Annotated in this window: 25 protein-coding genes and 1 tRNA gene; 14 read left to right on the top strand and 12 right to left on the bottom strand. The window is 57.4% G+C overall.

Going from position 1 to position 21,238, the window contains the following annotated elements; translation table 11 throughout:
- Nucleotide 1: 1 nt before the first annotated feature.
- Nucleotides 2-787 (bottom strand): LytTR family DNA-binding domain-containing protein, encoded by a 786-nt coding sequence (locus PG871_RS16245; RefSeq protein ID WP_270731110.1) that lies wholly within the window; start codon nt 785-787, stop codon nt 2-4.
- 95 nt (nt 788-882) lie between these two features.
- On the opposite strand from PG871_RS16245, the gene PG871_RS16240 reads away from it, so the two are divergent.
- The 3 genes from PG871_RS16240 (at nt 883) to PG871_RS16230 (ending at nt 2,767) form a co-directional block, all read left to right on the top strand.
- Nucleotides 883-1,380 carry a DUF2306 domain-containing protein gene (locus tag PG871_RS16240; RefSeq protein WP_270731108.1) on the top strand — a complete coding sequence of 166 codons (498 nt, stop codon included), beginning with the start codon at nt 883-885 and terminating at the stop codon, nt 1,378-1,380.
- A gap of 69 nt (nt 1,381-1,449) precedes the next feature.
- Nucleotides 1,450-1,536, top strand: a tRNA-Leu gene (locus PG871_RS16235).
- 424 nt (nt 1,537-1,960) lie between these two features.
- Complete coding sequence (locus PG871_RS16230) at nt 1,961-2,767, top strand: zinc-dependent peptidase (protein ID WP_270731106.1); 807 nt, start codon at nt 1,961-1,963, stop codon at nt 2,765-2,767.
- Between the two features lie 342 nt (nt 2,768-3,109).
- Here the strand turns inward: PG871_RS16230 and PG871_RS16225 are convergent, their stop codons facing one another.
- The 5 genes from PG871_RS16225 to PG871_RS16205 are packed head-to-tail and all read right to left on the bottom strand — an operon-like array spanning nt 3,110 to nt 6,782.
- Nucleotides 3,110-3,472, bottom strand: a complete 363-nt coding sequence (locus PG871_RS16225; RefSeq protein ID WP_270731105.1) for a tautomerase family protein — start codon at nt 3,470-3,472, stop codon at nt 3,110-3,112.
- A 27-nt stretch (nt 3,473-3,499) separates the two neighbouring features.
- Nucleotides 3,500-4,180 carry a haloacid dehalogenase type II gene (locus PG871_RS16220; RefSeq protein ID WP_270731103.1) on the bottom strand — a complete coding sequence of 227 codons (681 nt, stop codon included), beginning with the start codon at nt 4,178-4,180 and terminating at the stop codon, nt 3,500-3,502.
- 38 nt (nt 4,181-4,218) lie between these two features.
- Entirely contained in the window at nt 4,219-5,460 is a 1,242-nt protein-coding gene (locus tag PG871_RS16215; RefSeq protein WP_270731101.1) for an MFS transporter, read from the bottom strand.
- Nucleotides 5,453-6,043 carry a 2-hydroxychromene-2-carboxylate isomerase gene (locus tag PG871_RS16210; protein WP_270731099.1) on the bottom strand — a complete coding sequence of 197 codons (591 nt, stop codon included), beginning with the start codon at nt 6,041-6,043 and terminating at the stop codon, nt 5,453-5,455. Before PG871_RS16210 ends, PG871_RS16215 begins: the two co-directional genes overlap by 8 nt.
- Before the next feature lie 22 nt (nt 6,044-6,065).
- A complete protein-coding gene (locus tag PG871_RS16205; protein WP_270731097.1) occupies nt 6,066-6,782 on the bottom strand; it encodes an SDR family NAD(P)-dependent oxidoreductase in 717 nt (238 codons plus the stop codon).
- Between the two features lie 90 nt (nt 6,783-6,872).
- Here PG871_RS16205 and PG871_RS16200 point away from each other — a divergent pair, with 90 nt between their 5' ends.
- Nucleotides 6,873-7,748 carry a LysR family transcriptional regulator gene (locus tag PG871_RS16200; protein ID WP_270731095.1) on the top strand — a complete coding sequence of 292 codons (876 nt, stop codon included), beginning with the start codon at nt 6,873-6,875 and terminating at the stop codon, nt 7,746-7,748.
- 17 nt (nt 7,749-7,765) lie between these two features.
- Here the strand turns inward: PG871_RS16200 and PG871_RS16195 are convergent, their stop codons facing one another.
- Complete coding sequence (locus PG871_RS16195) at nt 7,766-8,350, bottom strand: TetR/AcrR family transcriptional regulator (protein WP_270731094.1); 585 nt, start codon at nt 8,348-8,350, stop codon at nt 7,766-7,768.
- Nucleotides 8,351-8,588: 238 nt separating this feature from the next.
- On the opposite strand from PG871_RS16195, the gene PG871_RS16190 reads away from it, so the two are divergent.
- From PG871_RS16190 to PG871_RS16145, 10 genes are all read left to right on the top strand, one after another.
- A complete protein-coding gene (locus PG871_RS16190) occupies nt 8,589-9,224 on the top strand; it encodes a carboxymuconolactone decarboxylase family protein (protein WP_270731093.1) in 636 nt (211 codons plus the stop codon).
- A 34-nt stretch (nt 9,225-9,258) separates the two neighbouring features.
- A complete protein-coding gene (locus PG871_RS16185) occupies nt 9,259-9,435 on the top strand; it encodes a hypothetical protein (protein ID WP_270731091.1) in 177 nt (58 codons plus the stop codon).
- 27 nt (nt 9,436-9,462) lie between these two features.
- The gene (locus PG871_RS16180) at nt 9,463-9,999 is read left to right on the top strand and encodes a hypothetical protein (protein WP_270731089.1); all 537 of its coding nucleotides are present in this window, start codon (nt 9,463-9,465) and stop codon (nt 9,997-9,999) included.
- Nucleotides 10,000-10,086: 87 nt separating this feature from the next.
- Entirely contained in the window at nt 10,087-10,569 is a 483-nt protein-coding gene (locus PG871_RS16175; RefSeq protein WP_270731087.1) for a DUF2798 domain-containing protein, read from the top strand.
- A gap of 96 nt (nt 10,570-10,665) precedes the next feature.
- On the top strand, nt 10,666-11,466 hold the full coding sequence (locus PG871_RS16170; protein WP_270731085.1) for an SDR family NAD(P)-dependent oxidoreductase: 801 nt from the start codon (nt 10,666-10,668) through the stop codon (nt 11,464-11,466).
- 20 nt (nt 11,467-11,486) lie between these two features.
- Nucleotides 11,487-12,038, top strand: coding sequence for an NnrU family protein (locus tag PG871_RS16165; RefSeq protein ID WP_270731083.1), 552 nt, complete (start codon nt 11,487-11,489; stop codon nt 12,036-12,038).
- Nucleotides 12,039-12,074: 36 nt separating this feature from the next.
- Nucleotides 12,075-12,644 (top strand): carboxymuconolactone decarboxylase family protein, encoded by a 570-nt coding sequence (locus tag PG871_RS16160; protein WP_270731082.1) that lies wholly within the window; start codon nt 12,075-12,077, stop codon nt 12,642-12,644.
- 52 nt (nt 12,645-12,696) lie between these two features.
- Nucleotides 12,697-13,113 carry a hypothetical protein gene (locus tag PG871_RS16155; protein WP_270731080.1) on the top strand — a complete coding sequence of 139 codons (417 nt, stop codon included), beginning with the start codon at nt 12,697-12,699 and terminating at the stop codon, nt 13,111-13,113.
- Between the two features lie 11 nt (nt 13,114-13,124).
- Nucleotides 13,125-13,769: a DsbA family oxidoreductase gene (locus PG871_RS16150; RefSeq protein WP_270731079.1), complete on the top strand. Its 645-nt coding sequence runs from the start codon at nt 13,125-13,127 to the stop codon at nt 13,767-13,769.
- Nucleotides 13,770-13,772: 3 nt separating this feature from the next.
- Nucleotides 13,773-14,375 carry a TetR/AcrR family transcriptional regulator gene (locus PG871_RS16145; protein WP_270731077.1) on the top strand — a complete coding sequence of 201 codons (603 nt, stop codon included), beginning with the start codon at nt 13,773-13,775 and terminating at the stop codon, nt 14,373-14,375.
- A gap of 462 nt (nt 14,376-14,837) precedes the next feature.
- On the opposite strand, the gene PG871_RS16140 is transcribed toward PG871_RS16145, so the two are convergent.
- The 5 genes from PG871_RS16140 to PG871_RS16120 all read right to left on the bottom strand — a co-directional run bounded on the left by PG871_RS16140 (nt 14,838) and on the right by PG871_RS16120 (nt 21,174).
- On the bottom strand, nt 14,838-16,721 hold the full coding sequence (locus tag PG871_RS16140; protein WP_270731076.1) for an alkyl sulfatase dimerization domain-containing protein: 1,884 nt from the start codon (nt 16,719-16,721) through the stop codon (nt 14,838-14,840).
- Nucleotides 16,722-16,793: 72 nt separating this feature from the next.
- A complete protein-coding gene (locus tag PG871_RS16135) occupies nt 16,794-17,915 on the bottom strand; it encodes a calcium:proton antiporter (RefSeq protein ID WP_270731075.1) in 1,122 nt (373 codons plus the stop codon).
- Between the two features lie 15 nt (nt 17,916-17,930).
- Nucleotides 17,931-19,193, bottom strand: a complete 1,263-nt coding sequence (locus tag PG871_RS16130) for an MFS transporter (protein ID WP_108890977.1) — start codon at nt 19,191-19,193, stop codon at nt 17,931-17,933.
- Nucleotides 19,194-19,248: 55 nt separating this feature from the next.
- Nucleotides 19,249-20,094: an efflux RND transporter periplasmic adaptor subunit gene (locus PG871_RS16125; protein ID WP_108890976.1), complete on the bottom strand. Its 846-nt coding sequence runs from the start codon at nt 20,092-20,094 to the stop codon at nt 19,249-19,251.
- Between the two features lie 6 nt (nt 20,095-20,100).
- Nucleotides 20,101-21,174 (bottom strand): alpha/beta hydrolase, encoded by a 1,074-nt coding sequence (locus PG871_RS16120; RefSeq protein ID WP_108890975.1) that lies wholly within the window; start codon nt 21,172-21,174, stop codon nt 20,101-20,103.
- Nucleotides 21,175-21,238 lie beyond the last annotated feature (64 nt).

The raw sequence follows: 21,238 nt of genomic DNA, 5'->3' as shown, positions 1-21,238 counted from the left end.
GTTACTCCGAAGTTAGCCCTGCATCTTTGACCGCTGAGACATAGGTGCGGCTGACGGGAATGTCACGCCCGTCGGTGAGACGCAGCATCAAGCGACCGTTATCGCGGCGAGTTCCCGCAACCGCGGCGCGTGCCACCCAGTGAGAGCGGTGCACTTGCAGGCCGTCCACGCCGGTGGCCAGTTCGATGGCGTCGCTCAGGCGCATGAGGACCAGATCGCTGCCGTTGGGGGTTGTGACCTCAACATAATGATCTGTCGCGCTTAGGGACAGCAGGGGGCCGCGTTTTTCCAGCGGAAGGCGGCGTAGAAGGGCATCGGCAGGGCGGGGTGTTTCCGGTGTGTCGTCAGGGGTTTCGTCCAGACGGTCAAAAGCGACAAAGGCGACAGTGACGATCAGAGAGATCACGCCGACATTGGCAAACGTGCCGAGCAGATGTTCTGGATCCAGAGGCGAAATGCCAAAGATGACACGATTGATCGCCGCAAGAATCGCCGTCAGTACGATGCCCACGCACAGCCCGGCCGCAAGCGTCGTCACAAGATCCGGAAGGCGCGGACGCAGAGCGCTGTGCACGAAGGTGCCAACGCCGGAGCCGACAAAGAAGGCCGAAGCGGAGAGAAGGATCCAATAGATCAGGCGCGGGAGGGGCGACAGGTGGTCGATGGTTCCGAATGGACCGGACAACCCCGCGATCAGGCCCACCGCCAAGACGCCAATCCAGACTTTGGGGCTGGTCAGCAGGCGCTGCAATTCACGCTTCGCCAAGTGCAGAGGCGTGTCGGTCACGCGATTTTCCTTCAGTTCACGCACCGGCGCTGGTCCGGAGCGGGGGAGGTTGCCATCAGATGTCGTGACATTTGTTTACGCAGGGATAAGTCTGAATGGCAACGTTAACTCCATTGATTGAGGCGTCTTTCGCCACGCATGTTCACGTGGTCGCCGCCGTTGTTGCGATCTGTTTGGCGCCGGTGCAAATTATGCCGCGCCGGCGCGGGGCGTGGCATAAGAGGTTGGGCTATTGCTGGGTGTTGGCGATGGGCGTGACTGCGGGGTCTTCTTTTTGGATCACAGGTTTTGAGGTGATGGGGCCGTTTTCACCCATCCACCTCTTGTCGGTTCTGACTTTTCTGGGATTGTGGAGCGGCCTGCGCGCCGCTTGGGCTGGGGATTTTCAGGGGCATGCAGCGGCGATGCGCGGAATGGCGTTTTGGGCGCTGGGAATCGCGGGGGCACTGACGCTTCTGCCGGGCCGGATTATGCACAGAGTACTGCTGGCCCAGGTCGAGATAAGCGTTGCGACAGGCTTGATCGCAGCCTTGGTGATTGCGCTGTTTCTGATGGCGCGGATACGGCGGCGCGACGCCGCCAACAAAATGTGAAATCGATGAATTTTTCGCTTCACTTCCCTGCAAAGGGTGGGTATTAGCCCCTCACCCACCAGGGCAAGTGCGGTCGTGGCGGAATTGGTAGACGCGCAGCGTTGAGGTCGCTGTGGGGTAACACCCGTGGAAGTTCGAGTCTTCTCGACCGCACCAAATTCTAAATATAATTAGTATTTTATTGCCTTTATGGGGTGAAGCAAGCGCTACTCCCCGGATATTCCCCGATCTTTGCTGGGATTGTTCCGAGCAAGTCTGAACAACTTGAGAAACCGCCGTGCTAACGGGAGATGGCTGCCGTTTGATTCAGTGTTGGCCGACGAAAACTCCGCAAGTTGAAGGAGCCTCGCCTTTTCCTCGGTGAAGAAGCGCTTCGTTTAGAAACGGCGGAAAGCCGATCAGTTGAACCCAACGCTGACAGCCGTCGTTTGGACAACCATGCCGAATGTCGCGCAATGTGGCGAATGGCTGCGTGATGCAAGCAGCGCCCGATTTTCGGACGGCTTTATCTGTATGGTTTTGTTGCCACCCAATCTGCCGTATTCAGGAGATCGATTCATGCAGGTAGAGGTTCGCACGGATGGCAGTCTTCTTTTTTGTGATGGCCCTAGGCGTATTCGCTTTGATAGCCAGATACTGGTCAAACCGTCAGCGCCTGCAACGCCTTCTTTCACAGCCCATGTCTGCAGATCATCGCGCAATTTTAGCAGAACAGGTCCCTATTGCGTCCAGAATACCCATAGATTTGCGCGACAAACTGGAAGGCAAGATTAACCGGTTTCTGGACCAGGTTCGGTTCACCGGCTGCAACGGGCTGGAAATTACTGATGAAATTAGAGTTTCCATAGCCGCTCAGGCCTGCCTCTTGGTCGTGAATAGCGATACTTGGTATGACAATCTGACAACTGTTCTGGTCTACCCCGGCGCTTTCAAATCGAGGCAAACACAGCACAATGGCTATGTCGTGATTGAACGCGAAATCGTTCGAACGGGGGAAAGCTGGTCGCGTGGCCCGGTCATCTTGTCCTGGTCCCATTCCCAGCAAGGAGCGGCAAACGACGCGGATGGACACAACGTCGTGTTCCATGAGTTCGCCCATCAGATCGATGACTTGTCAGGGCGCACTGATGGGGTGCCAAACCTTGGCCCAAAACAAAAGTTTTCGGAATGGGCCCGTGTGTTCGACACAGCATATAACAAGCATGTTCAGCTCGTTCAAAAGGGGCACGCGACCGTGATCGACGCCTATGGCGCAGAAGGCTACGAAGAGTTTTTCGCCGTATCGGTTGAGGTTTTCTTTGAAAGGCCAACATCTCTCAAACGAGAAGAGCCGGAGGTCTACCAGCAGCTTTCAATGCTGTTCCAGTTAGATCCATCGTCGTGGTGACTGCGCCAATGCAACTGTGGGGCATTGAATTTGCAAAGCGCGCTTTCTGCGCAGAGCCGCCGTTGGCTCGGCCTTCGGAGATTTTCATGCGCACTTTGGAGAGCGCATTTGTTCCCGGAGGTCAGCTCCCAGCCCAAAGCGGACTCGGCTCCATTGCTTCATGGTGCAAAAAGCGGACATCCACGAAGAGAGTTTCGCATGGCTGCTAAGCGGACAAAACGGCCGTTGCCCCCTCGAAACGAACGACCGCATTGCACGCTTTGCGACAGCAGCGAAAAACAGCAAGGGTGGAGAGCGGTCACTTGCTGCGAGCTGCACAAATGACCGCTTTCGGTAAGTCGTCTACTGATCAGCCGGCACCCAATCCGGCAATGGAGTTCCCCCGGTGTAGTGGTTCTCGGCGGGATTTTCCCGGAAGAGGACATAGAGATCGATAGGATCGGAATTCAGTTCTTGTTGCAAGATGTCCGCGATGGCATCGGTCAGAGCCTTCTTGCGACCCGCATCCCGACCAGGGCGCAGATCGACGGTGACCAGTGGCAGACCATCGCCCAGAATGCCAAATGCTTCGCGCACGGCGACATAGTCGTACTTGATTTCCTTGGGGGCAAGCGTGTCGAGCACGGCCTGTTTCACACCTTCGCGGATACGGGTTTTGGTGTCATAGTCGGTGCCTTCGGGTACCTCAACGCGGATGACGGGCATGGAATTCTCCTTGGTTTGAGTTTTGTTTCAGGTGATCAGCTCAACGGCATAGTCCGCCACGTCCTGCAGGGAGGAACCAATGCGATGAGGCTCGACGCCGAGGCGCTCCAGGGGAAGCCCGTATCTGTTGAGCCAGATGGTCCGGTATCCGAACCAGGTGGCGCCGCAGATGTCCCAGCAGTTGGAAGAGACAAACAGGATCTCTCCGGCGTCACAGTCGAAGGTATCTGGCCCCATCTGGTAGGCTTCTGGTGCGGTCTTGAAGCGTTTGACCGTGTCGACGCTGAGTACATGGTCGAAATACCCCTCAAGGCCCGAGGCCTTCACAGCCTGATCCAGCATCCAGGGCGTTCCGTTCGACAGGATTGACATGGCTATGCCAGCGCCTTGTAGGCGTTTCAGCTGTTCGGCGTTTTCCCGAAAGGCCGAGAGTTCGGCATATTGCCCCATCAGGCGGTCGCGCGCGTCCGGGGTCAGGTCCTGCTCCAATGCCTCGCAGGCATAGTCCAGGGCATCGCCCGTCACCTGCCAGAAGTCCGCATACTGTTCGCACATGTTGCGCAGGCGCGTGTATTCGATCTGCTTGTCGCGCCAGATGGTGGCCAGCTGGGCACCTTTTCCGGGGAACAGATCTTCTGCAAGGGCACCGACGGAATAGACGTCGAACAAGGTTCCGTAGGCGTCGAAGGCGATGGCTTTGAGGGGCATGGGGTGGTCTCTTTCGTGTTGAATGTCGATAGGCCGGATCACCCGGACACTGGCGGTGGCCGCAATGCCCGGATCAGGAGAATGGTCAAAAGGGCGATGAGGCCTGCCGCGGCATAGCCGAGGGTGAAATCCCCCGTCAGGTCGGCCAGATAGCCCGCAAGCAGCGGCCCGGCGGCCTGACCAGCCGAGAACACGAACACCAGGGCGGCAAGGGCGTTCGCGGCTCCTGCCGGGCCGAAATAATCCCCTGCAGAGGCGGACATGATCACCGGAATGCTCCAGGCGGCCAGGCCGAACAGCAGGATCGACAGGTAAAGGCCGGGCATCCACGCGCCGAAGCCGACCAGAAGATAGGCGGTTGCCAAAACCCCAAAGGCCAGTGCCATCCCGGCGCGGCGGCCCAAACGGTCAGAGATTGATCCGAACAGGATGCCGGAAAACAGGCTGAGGAACCCGAACCCCGCCCAAAGGCTCCCGGCATCCTCGGGCGACATGCCATAGGTATCGACCATGCTGGTGACGATGAAGGTGACATAGGCCATGTAGGTCGCACCGTAGAGGGCGAAGATCAGACCCATGTGGATCAGCATCCGAAGCTTGGTCCTCCGGCTCATTTCAACCCGGATGGCCGTGTGGTCTTCCATGGCGCGTCCAAAGGGATCGGCGCCAATGTCGTCGGGACGGTCACGCAACAGGGCAAAGGCTAGAACAGCGACGCCCGCCGATATGGCCGCGAACAACAGCCAGCCCAATTGCCATGTTTCGAACCCGGCCATGGGGGTGAGTTTCGGCACGACAAACCCGGAGATGATCACGCCCAATCCGGGGCCAGACATCAGGATGCCCGCCGCAAGGCCTCGGTGGGAGGGGTGGAACCAATGCGAGGCCAGGCTCATCACTGGCACGATCACGCCGCCGCTGCCGACACCGGTCAAAGCATAGAGCAGCCACAGAAGCAGGAAGTCCTGCCCAAGCGCAATGCCCAGCATGGTGGCTGCGATGAGGACAAGGCTGGCGCTGGTTGTGATGCGGTTTCCAAATCGGCGCAGGACAACCGGCACCAGGGTAACGGCGACCAGATAGCCTATCAGATAGGCGAAGCCCAGCACGCCGCTCTGGCCGTAGTCCAGGCCCAGCGATGCCGACATAGACGGCAGGAGCATTCCGAACGCAAAACGCGCCAGCCCCAAACCGCAGAAGGTGGCCACGCCGCCAGCGATTGCAACGATCCACGCATAGTGCAACTTACCCGGCCTTTGGGCTGTCATTGCATCAGCCATAAAGCGCCTCGATATCCGCGAAGCGGTCTCCGCCCCAGAAGAGCTCCCCATCAATCAGAATGAAAGGCGAACCGAAGACGCCGCGTTCCAGTGCAGTTTCGGTCACCTCCCGCAGACGATCCTTGATGGCTTGATCCTGTGCACCCGCCATCGCTTCATCCCGGTCAAAGCCAATGCTTTCAGCAGCGTCGAGCGCGATATTCGGGTCGGCGGTATCACGTCCCTCAATCCAGTAGGCCTTGTAAGCCGCCTCAACGAAGGCGCCCGTCTTTTCGGGGGCTTCGCGTTCCACCCAATAGGTCAAGCGCGAGGGCGGCACGGAACTGGTCGGGAAATTCGCGGGCATTTGCATGCCCTCCACGCCGTCGATCCGAGCGCGTCTGAACACGTCCTTGAACACATAGTCGCTCTTTAAGGGATGGGCCAAAGGAGCCCCGCCATGCGCCTTGTAGACCGCGCCGATCAGGAAGGGCCGCCAGTTCACGTCACGCCCGATGGCTGCGGCGAGCGCCCCCACCTTGCGGCTGGCCAGATAGCCATAGGGCGACGCGAAGTCGAAATAGAAATCGAATGATTTTGTCATGGGTCTTTCCTTGTGGCAGGGGTTACCAGGGTTCCTTGAAGGGCCTCAGGTCCATCTCGAAACTCCAGGCGGTCCGGGGTTGGGCGTGCAGCTGCCAATAGGCTTCGGCGATGTGGTCAGGCTTCAGGATGCCGTCTTCACCACGGGCCTCGAACATCGCGGGGAACAGGTCTTTGGTGTTCGGATTGTCGATCAGCCCGTCGATGATGACATGGGCCACATGCACCCCTTCTGGGCCAAGCTCTCGTGCCATGCTCTGGGCCAGAGCCCGCAAGGCGTGTTTGCCCCCGGCAAAGGCTGCGAACCCGGCATTGCCACGCAGCGAGGCCGAGGCGCCGGTGAACAGGATGGTGCCCTCGCCACGCTCTTTCATGCGTCCCGCAACCTCTCGGCCCACCAGGAACCCGGCCAGCGCGCACATCTCCCAAACCTTGCGATACACACGGGTCGTGGTCTCGGTGATGGGGAAGCGGACGTTACCGCCGACGTTGAAGACACATGCCGCGATGGGGCCTATATCTTCGGCTTCTGCGACCACCTGCTTGACCGCATCTTCATCCCGCGCATCGGAATGCACCCCAGTGGCTTGCCCGCCAGCAGTTTCGATCTCGTCAATCAGAGGCGACAAATCTCCTCGCCGACGAGAGGCCACCACATGCAGACCTTCCCGCGCAAACCTGCGGGCAATCGCAGAGCCGAGATTGTCTCCGGCGCCAATGACAAGGGCGGTCTGGGTCATGGGGCGTGTCCTTTTGGTGGCCATGTCTCTTGACTACCCGACGCCTTTTCATTTATCCAATTTATAGTTTTGATCTCTGATATACATGATGTGTATGACGTGAACCTCAGACAGCTCGAACAATTCCTCGCCGTGGCCGAAACCGGCAGTTTCTCAAAAGGGGCTGCCCGGGCGCATGTGTCTCAACCCGCGCTGTCCACGGCCATAGGTAAGCTTGAGGATGATCTTGGGGTGCAACTGTTCAATCGGTTGGCTCGGCAGGTCACCCTGACGTCAGAAGGCCATCGCCTGATGGCCAGCGCCAAGACCATCGTCGGTGAATGCGAGACTGTTCGCTCGGCCCTGAAACAGACGGCCGAGCGCGAGGTGCTGTCCATAGGTATCTGCGACACGATGGATCTGCCCTCCCTGGCCGCCACGCTGGAGCAGTTCCGGCGCAACCATGGCTTTGTCCGCCTCAAGGTCTGGGAAGACAACAGTCAGACATTGATCGACCAGTTGGCCAACGGACGGCAAGATATCGTGTTCCTGGCCGACACAGGAGACGAAAATCTGCCGCCTTCCTGGGAAAAACACGTTCTGTCGACCGAGCACTATGTCATTGCCACGGCGCAAGACCACCGCCTCGCTGAGCAGAAATCGGCTCCACTCACCACGCTGCATGACCTCCCCTTCATCGCGCGTAGGCATTGCGAATACCGCAAGGTCTTCGGACAGCTTTTGTCACAGCAAAACATCCGTCCCAAGGTAACCTATCGCACCTCGCAGGATCAGCGCGCCCTGGATCTTGTCCGTGCGGGGTTGGGTGTCGGCCTCTTTCCGAAAAGCCTGGTCAGCGATGATCTGCATGTCCTTGAGGTCGAAGATCACGAACTGAAACGGAACCTGATCTGCTGCTGGAAGGAACCCCGGTCGGCAGGTGTCAGTGCATTCCTGGAATTTACCAAAATATCAGCCACGTCCTGAGATGTGCCCGGCACCCTTCAGTTCCCGACAAGGCGCAAGGCGTTGGCCTTGATCGACAGCATCTGGTTGCCGTCAAATGCCCCGCGCGCCAGAACCCGGATACCAACGGTCAATGAGACCAGAGAGCGGGCTGCGTCCTCTGCCACGATGGTTTCGGGAATGCGCCCCTGGTCCTTGCCGCGTTGCACAAGGACCAGAAAAAACTGTTCGAGGTTGTCCAGCGCACCCCGGACAATTTCTTGCACGTCCTCATCATGGTTGGGCATCTCCAGCGCCGTGTTGATGATCAGGTTTCCCTTTTTCTCGGAATCGGTCAGCCCCTGCGCCACTACGGAGTCGAATAGGGTCGCGATCGCGGCAATTGGATCATCCAGCGCCGCCAACTGCGCCAACAGCGGCCCCTGGTTGTCGCGCACGAATTTGGTCAGGACCTCTTTGAACAGCTCTTTCTTGCTGCCGAAAGCGTTGTAGAGGCTGCCCTTGTTGATCCCCATCCCCTTGGTCAAATGGGTAATTGACGTTGCTTCATACCCCTTCGCCATGAAGGCGTCGGCGGCCCGCTCCAAGGCCTCATCGGTGTCGAATGCTTTTTCCCACGGCATGGAAGGATCTTTCGTCTACTGAGTCGCCTCAAACATAGGCTTTTATACCGGCCATTCAACAAAATCCGAATTAGGGGCCGGAATTTGCCAGCGCTCAGAAGTTTTAATCCGCGTGAAATCAAAGGTTAACGCGATTCAAACGGTTCTCCGCAAAAACAGCCTTGAACGGTCGGTACAAACTATCATATAGATTAAACCGAACGGTATAAACTCAAGCGCCGATGTTAGGAGCCACCCCATGACCAAATTCACCACCCACACCGTAGAAACTGCCCCCGAAGGCTCGAAGCCGATCCTTGAAATGGCGACCCAGAAATACGGCTATACGCCCAACCTTCTGGCCAACATGGCCGAGGCGCCGGCGATGATTGAGGCCTATGTGACCCTCAGCCAGATCTTCCAGAAAACGAAACTGTCCGAGACCGAACGCCAGGTCATCCTGCTGACCATCAGCCGTTTGAACGAATGCACCTATTGCATGGCCGCCCACACGACCATCGCCCAGATGGTCAAGGTCGATATCGACGTGATCGAGGCCCTGCGCACCGGCAAGCCGCTGAAAGACCCCAAGCTCGAGGCGCTGCGCAGCTTTGCCACCGTCGTCAATGACACCCGCGGCTATCCGTCTGAGGCGCAGATCGAGGGCTTCCTGGCGGCGGGCTACACGCGCCAGACCATGCTGGAAGTAATCGTCGGGATCAGCCTCAAGGTCCTGTCGAACTACACCAACCACCTGGCAGGGACCGAACCCGATGAAGGGTTCAAACCCAACACTTGGTCGCCCGACATGAGCGACGAAGAGCACGAGGCTCACGGCCAATACGCCATCCAGCATTACCTGTCCGTCGACTTTTGGCGCGGTCGCGCCGCGTAAACCGGAAACTCCAGCGCGAGAGAAGGCAAAAGCCATGAAACACAGCGTCACCCATGCCGCCAACTCAGCCATCCACGTCCTGGCGGAACTGATGATCCGCTCGGCGCTTTACCGGCTGGAGATCACCGAGCGACGGCAAGCCCTGCGTCGTGACCTTGGCCAGGGCTTTGTCTCGCACCCCTTTCATTACCTTCCGGCCAAATTTCGCTGACCGGAGACCTCCAAAAGGAACCTCGATATGAATACCGAACAAATCCTCCGCGAAGCCATCCTGATCGGGATCGTTCTGGGCGTCACCGGTGTGGCCTGGTTGGTTATTCGCCGCTCAGGCGGGACAGCGTCACAAAATGCCGAACGTGTTCTCAGTGGGGTGATGGGATCCTTCCTGCTACTGGGCGGGGTGGCCAAATTCTTCATGCCCTTCACCAACATGTTCGCCCAGCAGATCGCGCTGAGCGAGCTGCCCTTCCCGAGGTTGTCGGCTTTTGCCGGACAAGCCGGTGAAATCTCTGTCGGCCTTGTCCTGTTGGGTTTCTTTATCCTGGGGCGTCGCCTGCAGGGGCAATTCGCGGATGCGGTTTTCTACCTGACCAACCTTGTGATCGTCGTGATCATGCTGGTGGCGGTCTATGTCCACCTGCACCCGAATGTTCCGGCTGAAGTTCTGCCGTTCCAGTCCAAACCGCCGGTTGTCACCCTGATTGTTATGGGATTGGCCATGGTCAACGCCTGGCTGCGCCGCCGCAACACCACATTGGTCGCTGCCTGGACCTGACGTGCCAACGGCACCCAGTATTCCCAACCTCCCAAACTGGCCGGGCTCATTGCCCGGCCTTCGTTTCCCAAACATGCGAGAACCAAAATGACCGACAGCACGTACACCACCGCACCCGGAACCAAACGTTCCACCCCGACCAAGATCGCCATCGCCCTTTCCGTCATGGCACCGGTCGCGGCGATCCTGACCGGGGTCATGACATGGGCCAACACCGGATTTGGCAACGCATTCCTTGCCGACTGGAGCGTCTCGTTCCTGAAGGCCCTCTTTGTCCTGATGCCATTTGCCCTGATCGTGATGGGCCTTCTGGCCCGGGTAATCGAGGCAGCCCTGCCAAAAATCTCGCCCCTGGGCCAGAACCTCGTGCTCGGCATCATCATGGCCTTTGTCATGCAATCCCTGATGGCGGTGATCACCGCCGGAACCACCGCCGGGTTTGGCGACACCCAAATCTTCGCGGACCTCTGGTGGAACGCACTTGTGACATCCTTCCCCATCGGTCTGGCCATGGCGCTGGTCATGACCACCCTGATCCGGCCGCGACTGATCGCCATTTTGCGCAGCTGATCTCACATTTGAGTGATCGCTCAGGAATAATGTTGAGCGATCACTCAAGAATATCTATTCATCCTCCAACGCCAAACGAACAAAGGATTCGAAACGATGGCCACACCGTTCAAAGAAAAATACGGAGACTGGGCTCTGATCACCGGGGGAACCTCGGGCATTGGAGCCGAACTGGCCGACCAGGTCGCAGCCAAGGGGCTGAACGTGGTCGTCGTGGCCCGCAAGGAGGCCGAGTTGAAAGCCAAGGTTGCTGACCTGCAGTCCATGCACGGTATTCAGGCCAAATACATCGTGGCAGATCTGGCCACCGATGAAGGGATTGCAGCCGTCAAATCCGTGGACGAGGAAATCGGCCTGCTGATCCCCGGCGCGGGCATGGAGGTCAATGGCGCCTTCGAAAAGACAGATGCCGCGAAAGAGGCACAGTCCCTGCGTATCAATGTGCTGTCCACCTTCGAACTGACCCACCACTTCAGCCGAAACATGGTCGCGCGCGGCAAAGGCGGCATCCTGTTGATCTCGTCGATGGCGGGGCACGCAGCATTCCCCTATTTCGCCAATTACTCTGGCGCAAAGGGCTATGTCCTGAACCTGGGCGCGGCCCTGCATGGCGAACTTGGCCCCAAGGGCGTCGACGTATCCGTGCTGTCTCCGGGCCTGACCAATACACCCATGGTTGCCGATAATGGCGTGGACTGGTCGAAGATGCCGCTCAAGGGCATGGAACCGGCTGACGTTGCGGCCGCAGGTCTGAATGCGCTTGGAAGTCGTTTTGCCGTCGTACCGGGCCGCCGAAACAGTCTGATGATCCGCATGATGGGTCTGACCCCGGCCAAACTCGCCATCCGCATGAGCGAGAAGATGGTCCGCATGGGCATCAATCCCGCCAAAATCTAACCCTCACTCGGAACATACCAATGAGCTGGATCCTTCTTATCTTTGGCATCGCCCTCTGGTGGGCCGCGCACCTGTTCAAACGCATCGCCCCCGACACCCGGGCCGCCCTAGGCACAACCGGGTGGCGGCTGGTGGCCGTCGCAGTGCTGATCTCGGTCGCACTGATGACCATCGGCTTTCGCGCAACGCCATTCGTCCATGTCTGGAGCCCACCTGCCTACCTGACCCATGCAAACAACCTGCTGGTTCTGGTCGCGATCTTCTTCTTCACTCCGGCGGCCAAGCGCGGCGTGATTCTGAATGGGGTGCGTCATCCCATGCTGACCGGCTTCGCGCTCTGGGCTGTCGCCCATTTGCTGGTCAATGGCGACCTGGCCTCGATTCTGCTGTTCGGAGGCCTGCTGCTTTGGGTGCCGGTTTCCAAACTTGCAACCAATCGCGCCGAAGGCCCCTGGGTTGCCCGCCCCCGCGGCACCATCATCTGGGACGGCGCCTTCTTACTGGCCAGCGTGATCGCCCTGTGGGTGGTCGGCCAGATCCACACCTGGCTGGGCTACAGCCCGTTCGGCTGACCCTGTCTCAACTCTCCATGAACGAAAGGAAATCCCATGGCTGACTTTACCATCCACACCATTGAAACCTCTCCCGAGGCTGGCAAGCCGCTGCTGGAAACCTCGCTGAAGAACAACGGCCGCATTCCCGGTCTGCACGGCACGATGGCCGACGCTCCGCCGCTTTTGGCTGCCTATAACTTTGCCCATCAGCAGTTCCTGGCCACCAGCCTGACGGATGAGGAAAAGACCGTGGTCTGGCAGGCCGTCAACGTCGAGCAGAACTGCCATTACTGCGTGCCCGCCCACACCGGCATCGCCAAGATGATGAAGGTCGATGACGCCATCACCGAAGCCCTGCGCAACGAAACTCCGCTGCCCACAGCCAAACTTGAAGCGCTGCGTGATTTCACCCTGCTGGTCGTCCGCAATCGCGGTTTCGTGGATGATGCCGACACCCAAGCCTTCCTCGACGCGGGCTTCGAGCCCCGCAACATCCTGGAAGTGATCCTGGGCGTGTCTCAGAAGGTGATGTCGAACTACACCAACCACTTTGCCCAGACCCCGGTCGATAAAGTGTTCCAGAAATTCGCCTGGGAAAAGAAACCCGCCGTCGCGGCTGAATGATCCTCGCGGGGCGGCCGGTATCCGGCCGCCCTTTCTTCCAAGGAGCCCATGAATGAACACTAATGCCAAGCTCTCTTTGTTTGCCGACATCTGGCGCTCGTTTCGGGCGCTGCCGACATGGGTCATTCTTTGGATGAGCCTTCTTCTGGGGCCCATCAACATGGCCAGCTTCGCCTTTATGTCCGAACCCAAAGGCATCCTGATCGCCACGTTGGCCATTGGTGGAATGCTGGCCAGCATCACCACCTTGGTCCTGCATCGCGGGTTTTCGAAGCTGGTCTCGGGTGGGCATGTCTTCTTTTGGACACCGCTGGTGCTTATCCTGATCTTCGCCAGACCTGTAGCAACGGGTGCCTATGATACCTATCTGACGATCCTGCTGGCCGCGAACCTGTTTTCACTGGCCTTCGACATCAACGATTTACGCCTCTGGCTACGGGGTGACCGCACCGTCCTTGGGCACGTCTGAAGGAACCTATCATGAACAACTCCCTACGGATTGACATTGTTTCCGACGTCATGTGCCCCTGGTGCGTGATCGGCTACCGCCAGTTGGCGCGGGCCTTGGAAGACACCGGTACAGCCCATGAGCTTCACTGGCACCCGTTCGAGCTGAACCCGCAGATGCCGCCCGAGGGACAGAACCTGCGCGAACATATCATCGAAAAATACGGCACCACGCCCGAACAGTCCGAGCAATCCCGCCGCCAGATGACCACCATTGGTGAGCAATTGGGGTTCCCGTTCCGCTTTAGCGACGACATGCGGATGCACAACACCTTCAACGCGCATCAGTTGCTCCACTGGGCCCGCGAACAGGGGCGGGTGCTTGATTTGAAGCAGGCGCTTTTCGCCGCCCATTTCACCGACCGGCGCGACCTGTCCGATATCGCGGTCCTGGCCGATGTGGCGGGCGAGGTCGGGCTGGACCGGGCTCAGGCACTGGCCGTTCTGCAGGACCAGCGCCACGCCGACGAGGTCCGCACACATGAAACGTTCTGGCTGAAACAGGGTATTCAGGGCGTGCCCGCGGTGATCTTTGACAGCCAGCATCTTGTCACCGGCGCACAAGGGGTGGAAAACTACACCAGCATTCTGACCCAACTTGCCAAAATGAAGGACTGATCCATGGCCCGCACCGCCAGCTATGACCGGGACGCCGCCCTTGAGGTCGCCATGACCCTGTTCTGGCGCAAGGGCTATCACGCGACGTCCCTGAAGGATCTGGAAGCCGCCCTGAAGCTGAAGCCGGGCAGCATCTATGCCGCCTTTGACAGCAAAGAGAACCTCTACCTGCTGTCGCTACAGCGGTATTTCGAACGCTCCCGCCAGGGGTTCCGCGATCACATGGCAAGGGCTGCATCCCCGCTTGCTGGGCTGGCCGGGCATTTTCGATCATACGCCGACCTCGCCCCGGAAGACGCCTCGCGTCAGGCATGCATGCTCACCAAGACGCTTGTGGATACAAAGACGACGGACCCGAAGATCGCTGAGGCGACTCAGATCTACCTCGACCAGATGCGGGAAGAATTTGCGACGGCCTTCTCAGAGGCGCGTGAGGCGGGAGAGCTGCCATCAAATGCCGACCCGGATCGTCTTGCTCGGCGTTTTCAAGCAAACGTCACCGCCCTGCGGGTTGAACTGCACCGGGGATCGTTAAAGAGCGCTATCCATGAACTGACGGAAGACATGGCTCAAGAGATCGAAAGTCTGCGCTCCAAGGGGCAGTGACCTACGTTTGACCATCGAGCTAACCTGCTATAGCCAATGAAGCTGGCCAACTGAACAGCTCGGTTACGTTTGCAGGAGACATATACCGGACATTCCTGAAGGGATTGCCCAATGATCGTTCCGGGCCGTCCGCGCGACTTTGCAAAGTCCGTTCTCTGCGCGTTGCTGTCATTGGGGCATCATGCGGCATTGGTAAGTTTGGGCTCTAAGTGGAATTTCGCCGCAGTCGGCTTCAAAGTCTGCTTCGGGGAAACGCCGAGACTTTGCAAAGGTCGCAATCTGCGCTTAGCTGACATCTATGGCAATTGCTCCGAGGCGTCGCGAACGGCCCAGAGCTGACATTCACATGCCTCAAAGCGAATGACCGCTTTTACAACCTGAGTTGCGAATTGCGGATCCGATGCCTTCCCAAGATGTTGCGAGGTGATGCCGTTTCAACACTTCGCAACATCTTGTAGAACCTTACCCATTCATCAGTTCTGGTTCGGGTTGAGCTGTGGGAATCTTGTCAAACGATCCCAAAATCGCCGCCATTTCGGATTGATCGCCAGATACCGCTGCCATTCCTCTTTGCACGGCGTCGGCCAATGACATCTGCCGCAGCGCAATTTGTGCCCAGGTCTTACGGTCAAACTCGATGGTCACGTCGACTGTTTCCGGAACGGTTTCGGTGATTTCCACAACACCACGGCGGACATGTACGGCCCAGGATTGCCCCAAATCGGTGAAATTGAATTTGGCGACTGCGTTAACATTGGCGCTACCCACTGGATCCACATTGAACTGCAACAGCTTGAGGTATGTGCCTGGCGGCGTGGACATCACGAGATCAACACCAGGAAGGGTGAAAAATCCGATTTCAGGAGGTTGCGTCCAATCCAGTTTGCCTTCCAGATGCCGCGCGTGTGTGAGAAAGAAATTGCGCGCCTGAATGCCCGCCTGAGCGGTTTGCCCCATGGCTCGCGAGGCGTCGGCTTTCAGTTGACGGGCTTCGCCGTTGGACGGATCTGCGCCAATAACAAAGCTCATGAGTTTTGCCGTGAGATTGTATTTACCTTGATCGAATACCTCTCTCGCCCGTTCAATAACGGCATCCACACCACCAAACCCTTCGATCATCACGTTACCAAGTTCTGCGTCTGTTGGCGGGTGTAGGTCAGCGGTATCTTCGGCAAACCACCCCACGATACCCCGGTATATGCCCCGGATGTTGTACTCATGTTCGACATATCCCGGATAGAGCCACGGGTGCGCGGCAAGATGGTCTGGGATCTGAATAGTTTCTACCATCTGTTCAGGTGTCATACCCTGATTGATGGCGCGAATGGATTGGTTGTAGATGAATGCGTAGTAATCGCGATGTGCGGTCATCACCTCGTAAGCCTCATCGCCGAAGAGCGGAACGCCGTGGCATCCAACCAGCACGCCAGGCCGGATCGCGCGCATCTTGTCAATGGAAGCGATCATGTCATCTGGCGCACGATAGAAATCTCCGCGCAGCGTGTACATGGAAAAGGCCATCGGCGTGACGTTTGTGTTGTGCAAGACAAGGTCTTGGTCCGGGAAATGCACGATCAGGCTGTCCCTTGTGTCGCCAACTGCGTGATGGAAAATAACGCGGCGACCATCAATCACCACCTCTTCACCGTCGGAAACTGGATGCGTCACTGGCAAATGTCCATTGGCCTGAAGTTCAGGATCGTCAAACGTTGGCTCTGCTGGGCCAACGTAAGCGTCTGGCCCGTCGTGCGGCAAGTAGAAGCCGAGTTGAAGACTGGCTCGGCGGAACTGCATGGGGCCAAGTTCACCCGCCGTCAGTAACAAATTCCTGTCGACATCTGGGTGTCCATAGATCGGCAGGTCGGCACCGCGATCTTCGGCATAGGCACGCGCTCCTGCTGTATAATGGTGGTGGGAATAGATGATCGCCACAATGGGCAACTTTGTGCGGGTGCGCAGCAATGCGAGGATGTCGCGGCCCATTCCGATGTTGCTTCCGGCATCAAAAGCGATGAGCCCGGTCTCGCTCTGCACAAAGGTAAAGTTGCCAAGCATATAGCCGACAATTGACCACACGCCCTCTTGCGGTTCAAAAATCGTCGCCTCATTGGGTTGGCCAGACAGCCAGTCCACATAGTCGCCATTTGCGATACCGCCGTTGGCGAACTCAACACGGTTGTCGTCGAAACTCCCTCGATAGGACAAGGGGCGGTGATGTGAGGTATCAGTCGGCGCGACCTTACTTTTTGCGAATGCATGACCCGCTGTCAATGTGGTGAGGCTTGTGGTGGCCATCATCAAGCCAAGGGATGGCAAAGATTGCAGGAATTCACGTCTTGAGGTCATTTCTCTTTTCCTTTTGAGCGACGTCCGAATCTGAACTCGAGCGCAGCAATGGTCTTTGAACTGTTCAGCCTTTTAGCTGTCGAAAATCAAAAATACGTAGGTCATGAAGGCGGCGAGATGCACAACGCCTTGCAGCGCGTTTGTACGTGTCCCGACAAAGGTTAGGATGCTGATCCCGAGCGTCAAAGCCAAGAGTACGATTTCCGCGCCGCCGAGCCCAAGTTCGATCGGCAACCCGACCATATGCGCCGCGATCAGAACAGCGGGCACTGTTAGACCGATGGTCGCCAAGGCCGAACCCAGGCAAATGTTCACGGCCCGTTGCAACTTATTGGCCCGCGCAGCATCCAGGGCGGCAAGCGCTTCGGGTGTCAGGATCATAGCCGCGACCAAGAAGCCACCAAGCGCGACCGGGGCACCGAATTCCAACAATTTGAAATCGACAAACAAAGCCAGCTTTTTAGACATCAGGACCAATGGCAGCATCGCCAGAACCAGCCAAAGAACATGAAATACAATGCCTTTTGTCTCAAGGTGGTGCGCGTCAGATCCGGCTGTTGTGGGAAGCTCTTCGACCGGTTGGCGGAAAATTTCGGGTTTACCTGCTGTCTGATATACGAGGAAAATCCCATAGAGCACGACGGACATTGAGATCATGAATACAGTTTGTAGCGCAGAAAGACCGCCACCAGGGGCTGAGGTCGTGAAACTTGGCAACACAAGGCTGACGATGGCCACCGGCAAAAGCACAACCAAATAAGCATTTGCTCCACTCAGATTAAATACCTGCAAACCGTGGCGGAGACCGCCAATCAAAAGGCTTAGGCCGACCAACCCGTTCATCACGATCATCAGAACCGAGAACATTGTGTCGCGCGCGAGTGTTGGGTTGTTGTCTCCCGTCAACATAACAGCGGTGATGAGAGCGACTTCGATGCCGATGACCGACAAAGTCAGGATCAGCGTGCCATAGGGCTCGCCGAAAATCACTGCCAGACATTCTGCGTGATGCACCACACGGAACACCGCGGCGAGCATAACGCCGAAAATGCCGCCCAGCAAAAGCCATGACATAGTTGATCCCATGGCTGTCGGTTTGATGAGATCTCCGGCAAACGTCAGGGCGACAAAGACCAACCAAATCAGAAGCGTCGCCTTTTCGTTGCGCAGAATAATTGAGAAAGCGGAATGCATGAGTGTGCTCCAGTCTTAGCGTTTTTGCGTAGGCGCCGATTCAAGGCTTGTGGTTTCGGTGGCCTTAAATGTGGTTTGTTCTGCTTTTGCTGCCGGTTCGACACGTTTGATCCGAACAGCTGTCAGCAGGGTGAAACTGGCCATAACGATGACAAGCATCCACCCCATGGCCCTATCGGCGAAGACAGCGGAAGCCGCGCTCGTCAGGAGCGGCCCAATGATCCCGCCGATGGTAAAAACGAAAAGCATCGTGACAGCGCTGGACGCAACATAGACTGGAACGGTTCGGTCCATCGCATGCGCAAGCAGCAGCGAATAGAGGGTCAGCATCGAGCCTCCAAGCAGGACCAGTCCCGCAAGTACTGCCGCGTAGAAGGGTGTGCCAACCATGTTTGCATGACGTACGCCATCACCGGTTGCAAAAATGGCGAATGTCAAAAGCGCACCTGTGGCAACAGCAGACGCCACAAGAATGATCCGACGCCGATCCATGCGATCGGACAACTGCCCTAAAGGATACAGAAACAGGATACGTCCCACGTAGATGGTTGCTATGCCGACGGCCACGTCCACGGTATCGATGCCTATTATTGCTGCGCGGTAGGGAACGACGTTCAGAAAAACAGTAGAAACCATGCCCACTGCAAGCGCCCCAAATGCGGCGGTTGGAGCATCTTTGAAGAGCGCCTTTACACGCACATTGGCCTTTTCCTTTCCCTGCGGTGGCGTGGTCGGCGCCGCAGCGATAACCACGATGGCCAAGCAATAAAGCAAGGAAATCAACACAAATGCTTGGTTCAGATCGTCGGGTGTGATGATCACAATGACCTGGCTGAGCACAGACATTATGCCGAGAACAATTGCAAAGACGGCCAGCAACCGACCCCGAGAAGACTTGTCGACCGACTCGCTGATCCATGCATCACCGATTGCAAACAACCCCGCCGTGGCGATGCCGGTCATAAGGCGCACAAACAAAAGCGTCTGCTCATGGTCGATGACCGAAAACAGCAAGGCCGAGGCAGTACAAATGGCCGCGGCTGCCGAGAAGGCCCGTATGTGACCAATGTTGGAAATCCAGTTGGCAATAAAGAAACAGCCAATGAGGAACCCGAGGGAATATGCTGCAGGCGCCAACGAGGCAATTTCCTGCGAGGCGCCGGTTTCGGCAAAGTAGAGCGCAACGATGGTGCCCGAGGCGGCAGTGACAAGTTGAATTGCGGCAACCGCGATGAACAGGTATTTCAATGTGTTTATTTGCTCGCTGAAACGGGCCATGAGACAGCTCCTACATAGAATTATTGGCAGGCCGCCCTTCGCGGGCGACCTCGCATCAGTTTGGCAAGGTTACTTTGACGTCGACGTGCAAACCGGGGATCAGGCCTCGTTCGAAATTGGGTATTTCTGCCCAGACTCGCAAGGTTTCGTCGGCCACCAAGGCGCTTTCGGAAAACAGCAGACGGCCACCTTTTGCCAAAGGTTGGTCATTGCCAGGTAAATACAGATCTACCTGAAAACTTTGCATCAGGGCATCCAGTCCTTCTGGCGACGATCTATCGAGTGCAATCAACGTCTTGTAGGGCATTCCATAGACAACACGTACCGTATCGGTATGCTCAATCTGCGCCAGCGCCTGTCCATTTTCCGTGTCCAGATAAGTGCCGACAAACTTGTTGGACAATCCGATTTTCCCGGAAATCGGCGCCCTAATTTTGGTTGAGGCCAGTTCGAGCTCGGCCAACGCGCGGTTTGCCTGTGCTTCCTCAAGCGCCACTTTGGCCAAAGCCAGCCGATCAGAGGCATCTTGTGCCACCTGATCGGAAACAGCTGCCCGCGCACCAAGCTCCGCCACTCGAAGCGCTTCGGCTTCTGCGCTTCCCAATTCGACCAAGCGTTGGTTTTCGACGGCTCGGTTTGCTGCCAGCTTTTGCTCATAGGCCAGCGGACCGATTTCAAAAAGAACCTGACCTTTTTCGACCGTGTCGCCGGGTTTGAAATGAACGGCGGTCAGGATACCGCGTACCGAATTGGCAACCAATGCGCGCACGCTTGATTCAATGCGTCCCGAATAGGTCGCGGCCTCAAGCATCCGGGTAAAGTCCTGCGCCGGTTCCGCGTGTGCCGATTGAGTTGCAAAACGCTCGGTGAAAAGGAGGGGAAATTTTGCGAGGACAGCCATCGGTATTTACTCCAAATGCAGGTCGAAGAAGGTGTTCAGTTCACGCAGAGCGTCTTGCGTTTCTGGCGCGTCCACAAAGAGTCCGGACATGTAGTCACCGTGTGACTGGCCGTCATAAACATGAAGGTCAGCTTCTACATCTGCCGTACGCAACGCCCTGTGCATGCGCACCGTGTCACTCAGAAGCAGGTCGCGCGTGCCTGTTAGTAGGACCGTGGCCGGAAATCCGTCCAGGTCGCCATAGACAGGGGACAAGCGTGGGTCCTCAAGATCCAAACCGTCCGAATAAACCTCGAATGTGCCTTCGATCACCCCATCACGCGATCCCAAAGGGTCAAGCCCTTCCATCGTTTTCCAGCTGTCAGAGGCATGCGCCAGATCAACCGCAGGTGTGCCAGCCATAATCGCACCGGGCAAAGGCGCGCCCATGTCGCGAAGTTGCAAAACGGTGGAAAGAGTTAGGTTACCCCCGGCAGACGTGCCAAACATCGCGATTTGGTTGGGGTCATATTGTTCAATCACCTCATTCCATACGGCGATCACGTCATCGGTGGCTGCGGGAAATGCGTGCAGAGGCGGACGGCGGTAGTCAACAGAAATGACTTCGACGCCCAGACCGTTTGCCAGCCAGATCGCTTCCGTCATGGCCGCTTTTCCGCCGTTAAAAACAAAGGCTCCGCCGTGAACGTGTACAAAAACTGTATCGGCCCACCGTGGCGCAATTTCGGATGGTGTAACGCGGTAGGTTGTCACCCCAGCAATATCTTCGGTAGTGAACGTCGCGCCAGTCATTTCAAGCAGACGCTCAACCCCTTCGATAGACGCCGCGTCAAATGCAGACTGAAGTGCAAGCCACTCGTCGGTGGTTGCAGGGACTTCGCCGAGTGTCTCAACCTGTCGAGATCCGATGAGTTCTGCCAGTTCTGGCGAAACACCCACTGGAACCGGAACAGTTCTTTCCGCCATCGGCAGACCTTGGATCACTGGCTTTGCGGTTTCTGCGGTGGCGATCACTGGCACAGAAAGGGCGGCGATTAGGGCGCTGGTGAGAGCAATTTTCAGGATAGAACGGCGTTTCATCTTTGGTCTCCAACTTGCGGTTGCTGTGTGTTTCTTTGTTGAGAAATAGTTAATTTACCCCACT

It is taken from the genome of Shimia sp. Alg240-R146, assembly GCF_947331465.1.
Taxonomy (GTDB): domain Bacteria; phylum Pseudomonadota; class Alphaproteobacteria; order Rhodobacterales; family Rhodobacteraceae; genus Shimia.
The sequence above is the reverse complement of the archived record's forward strand: the minus strand, read 5'-3'. Positions and strand labels throughout refer to the sequence as shown.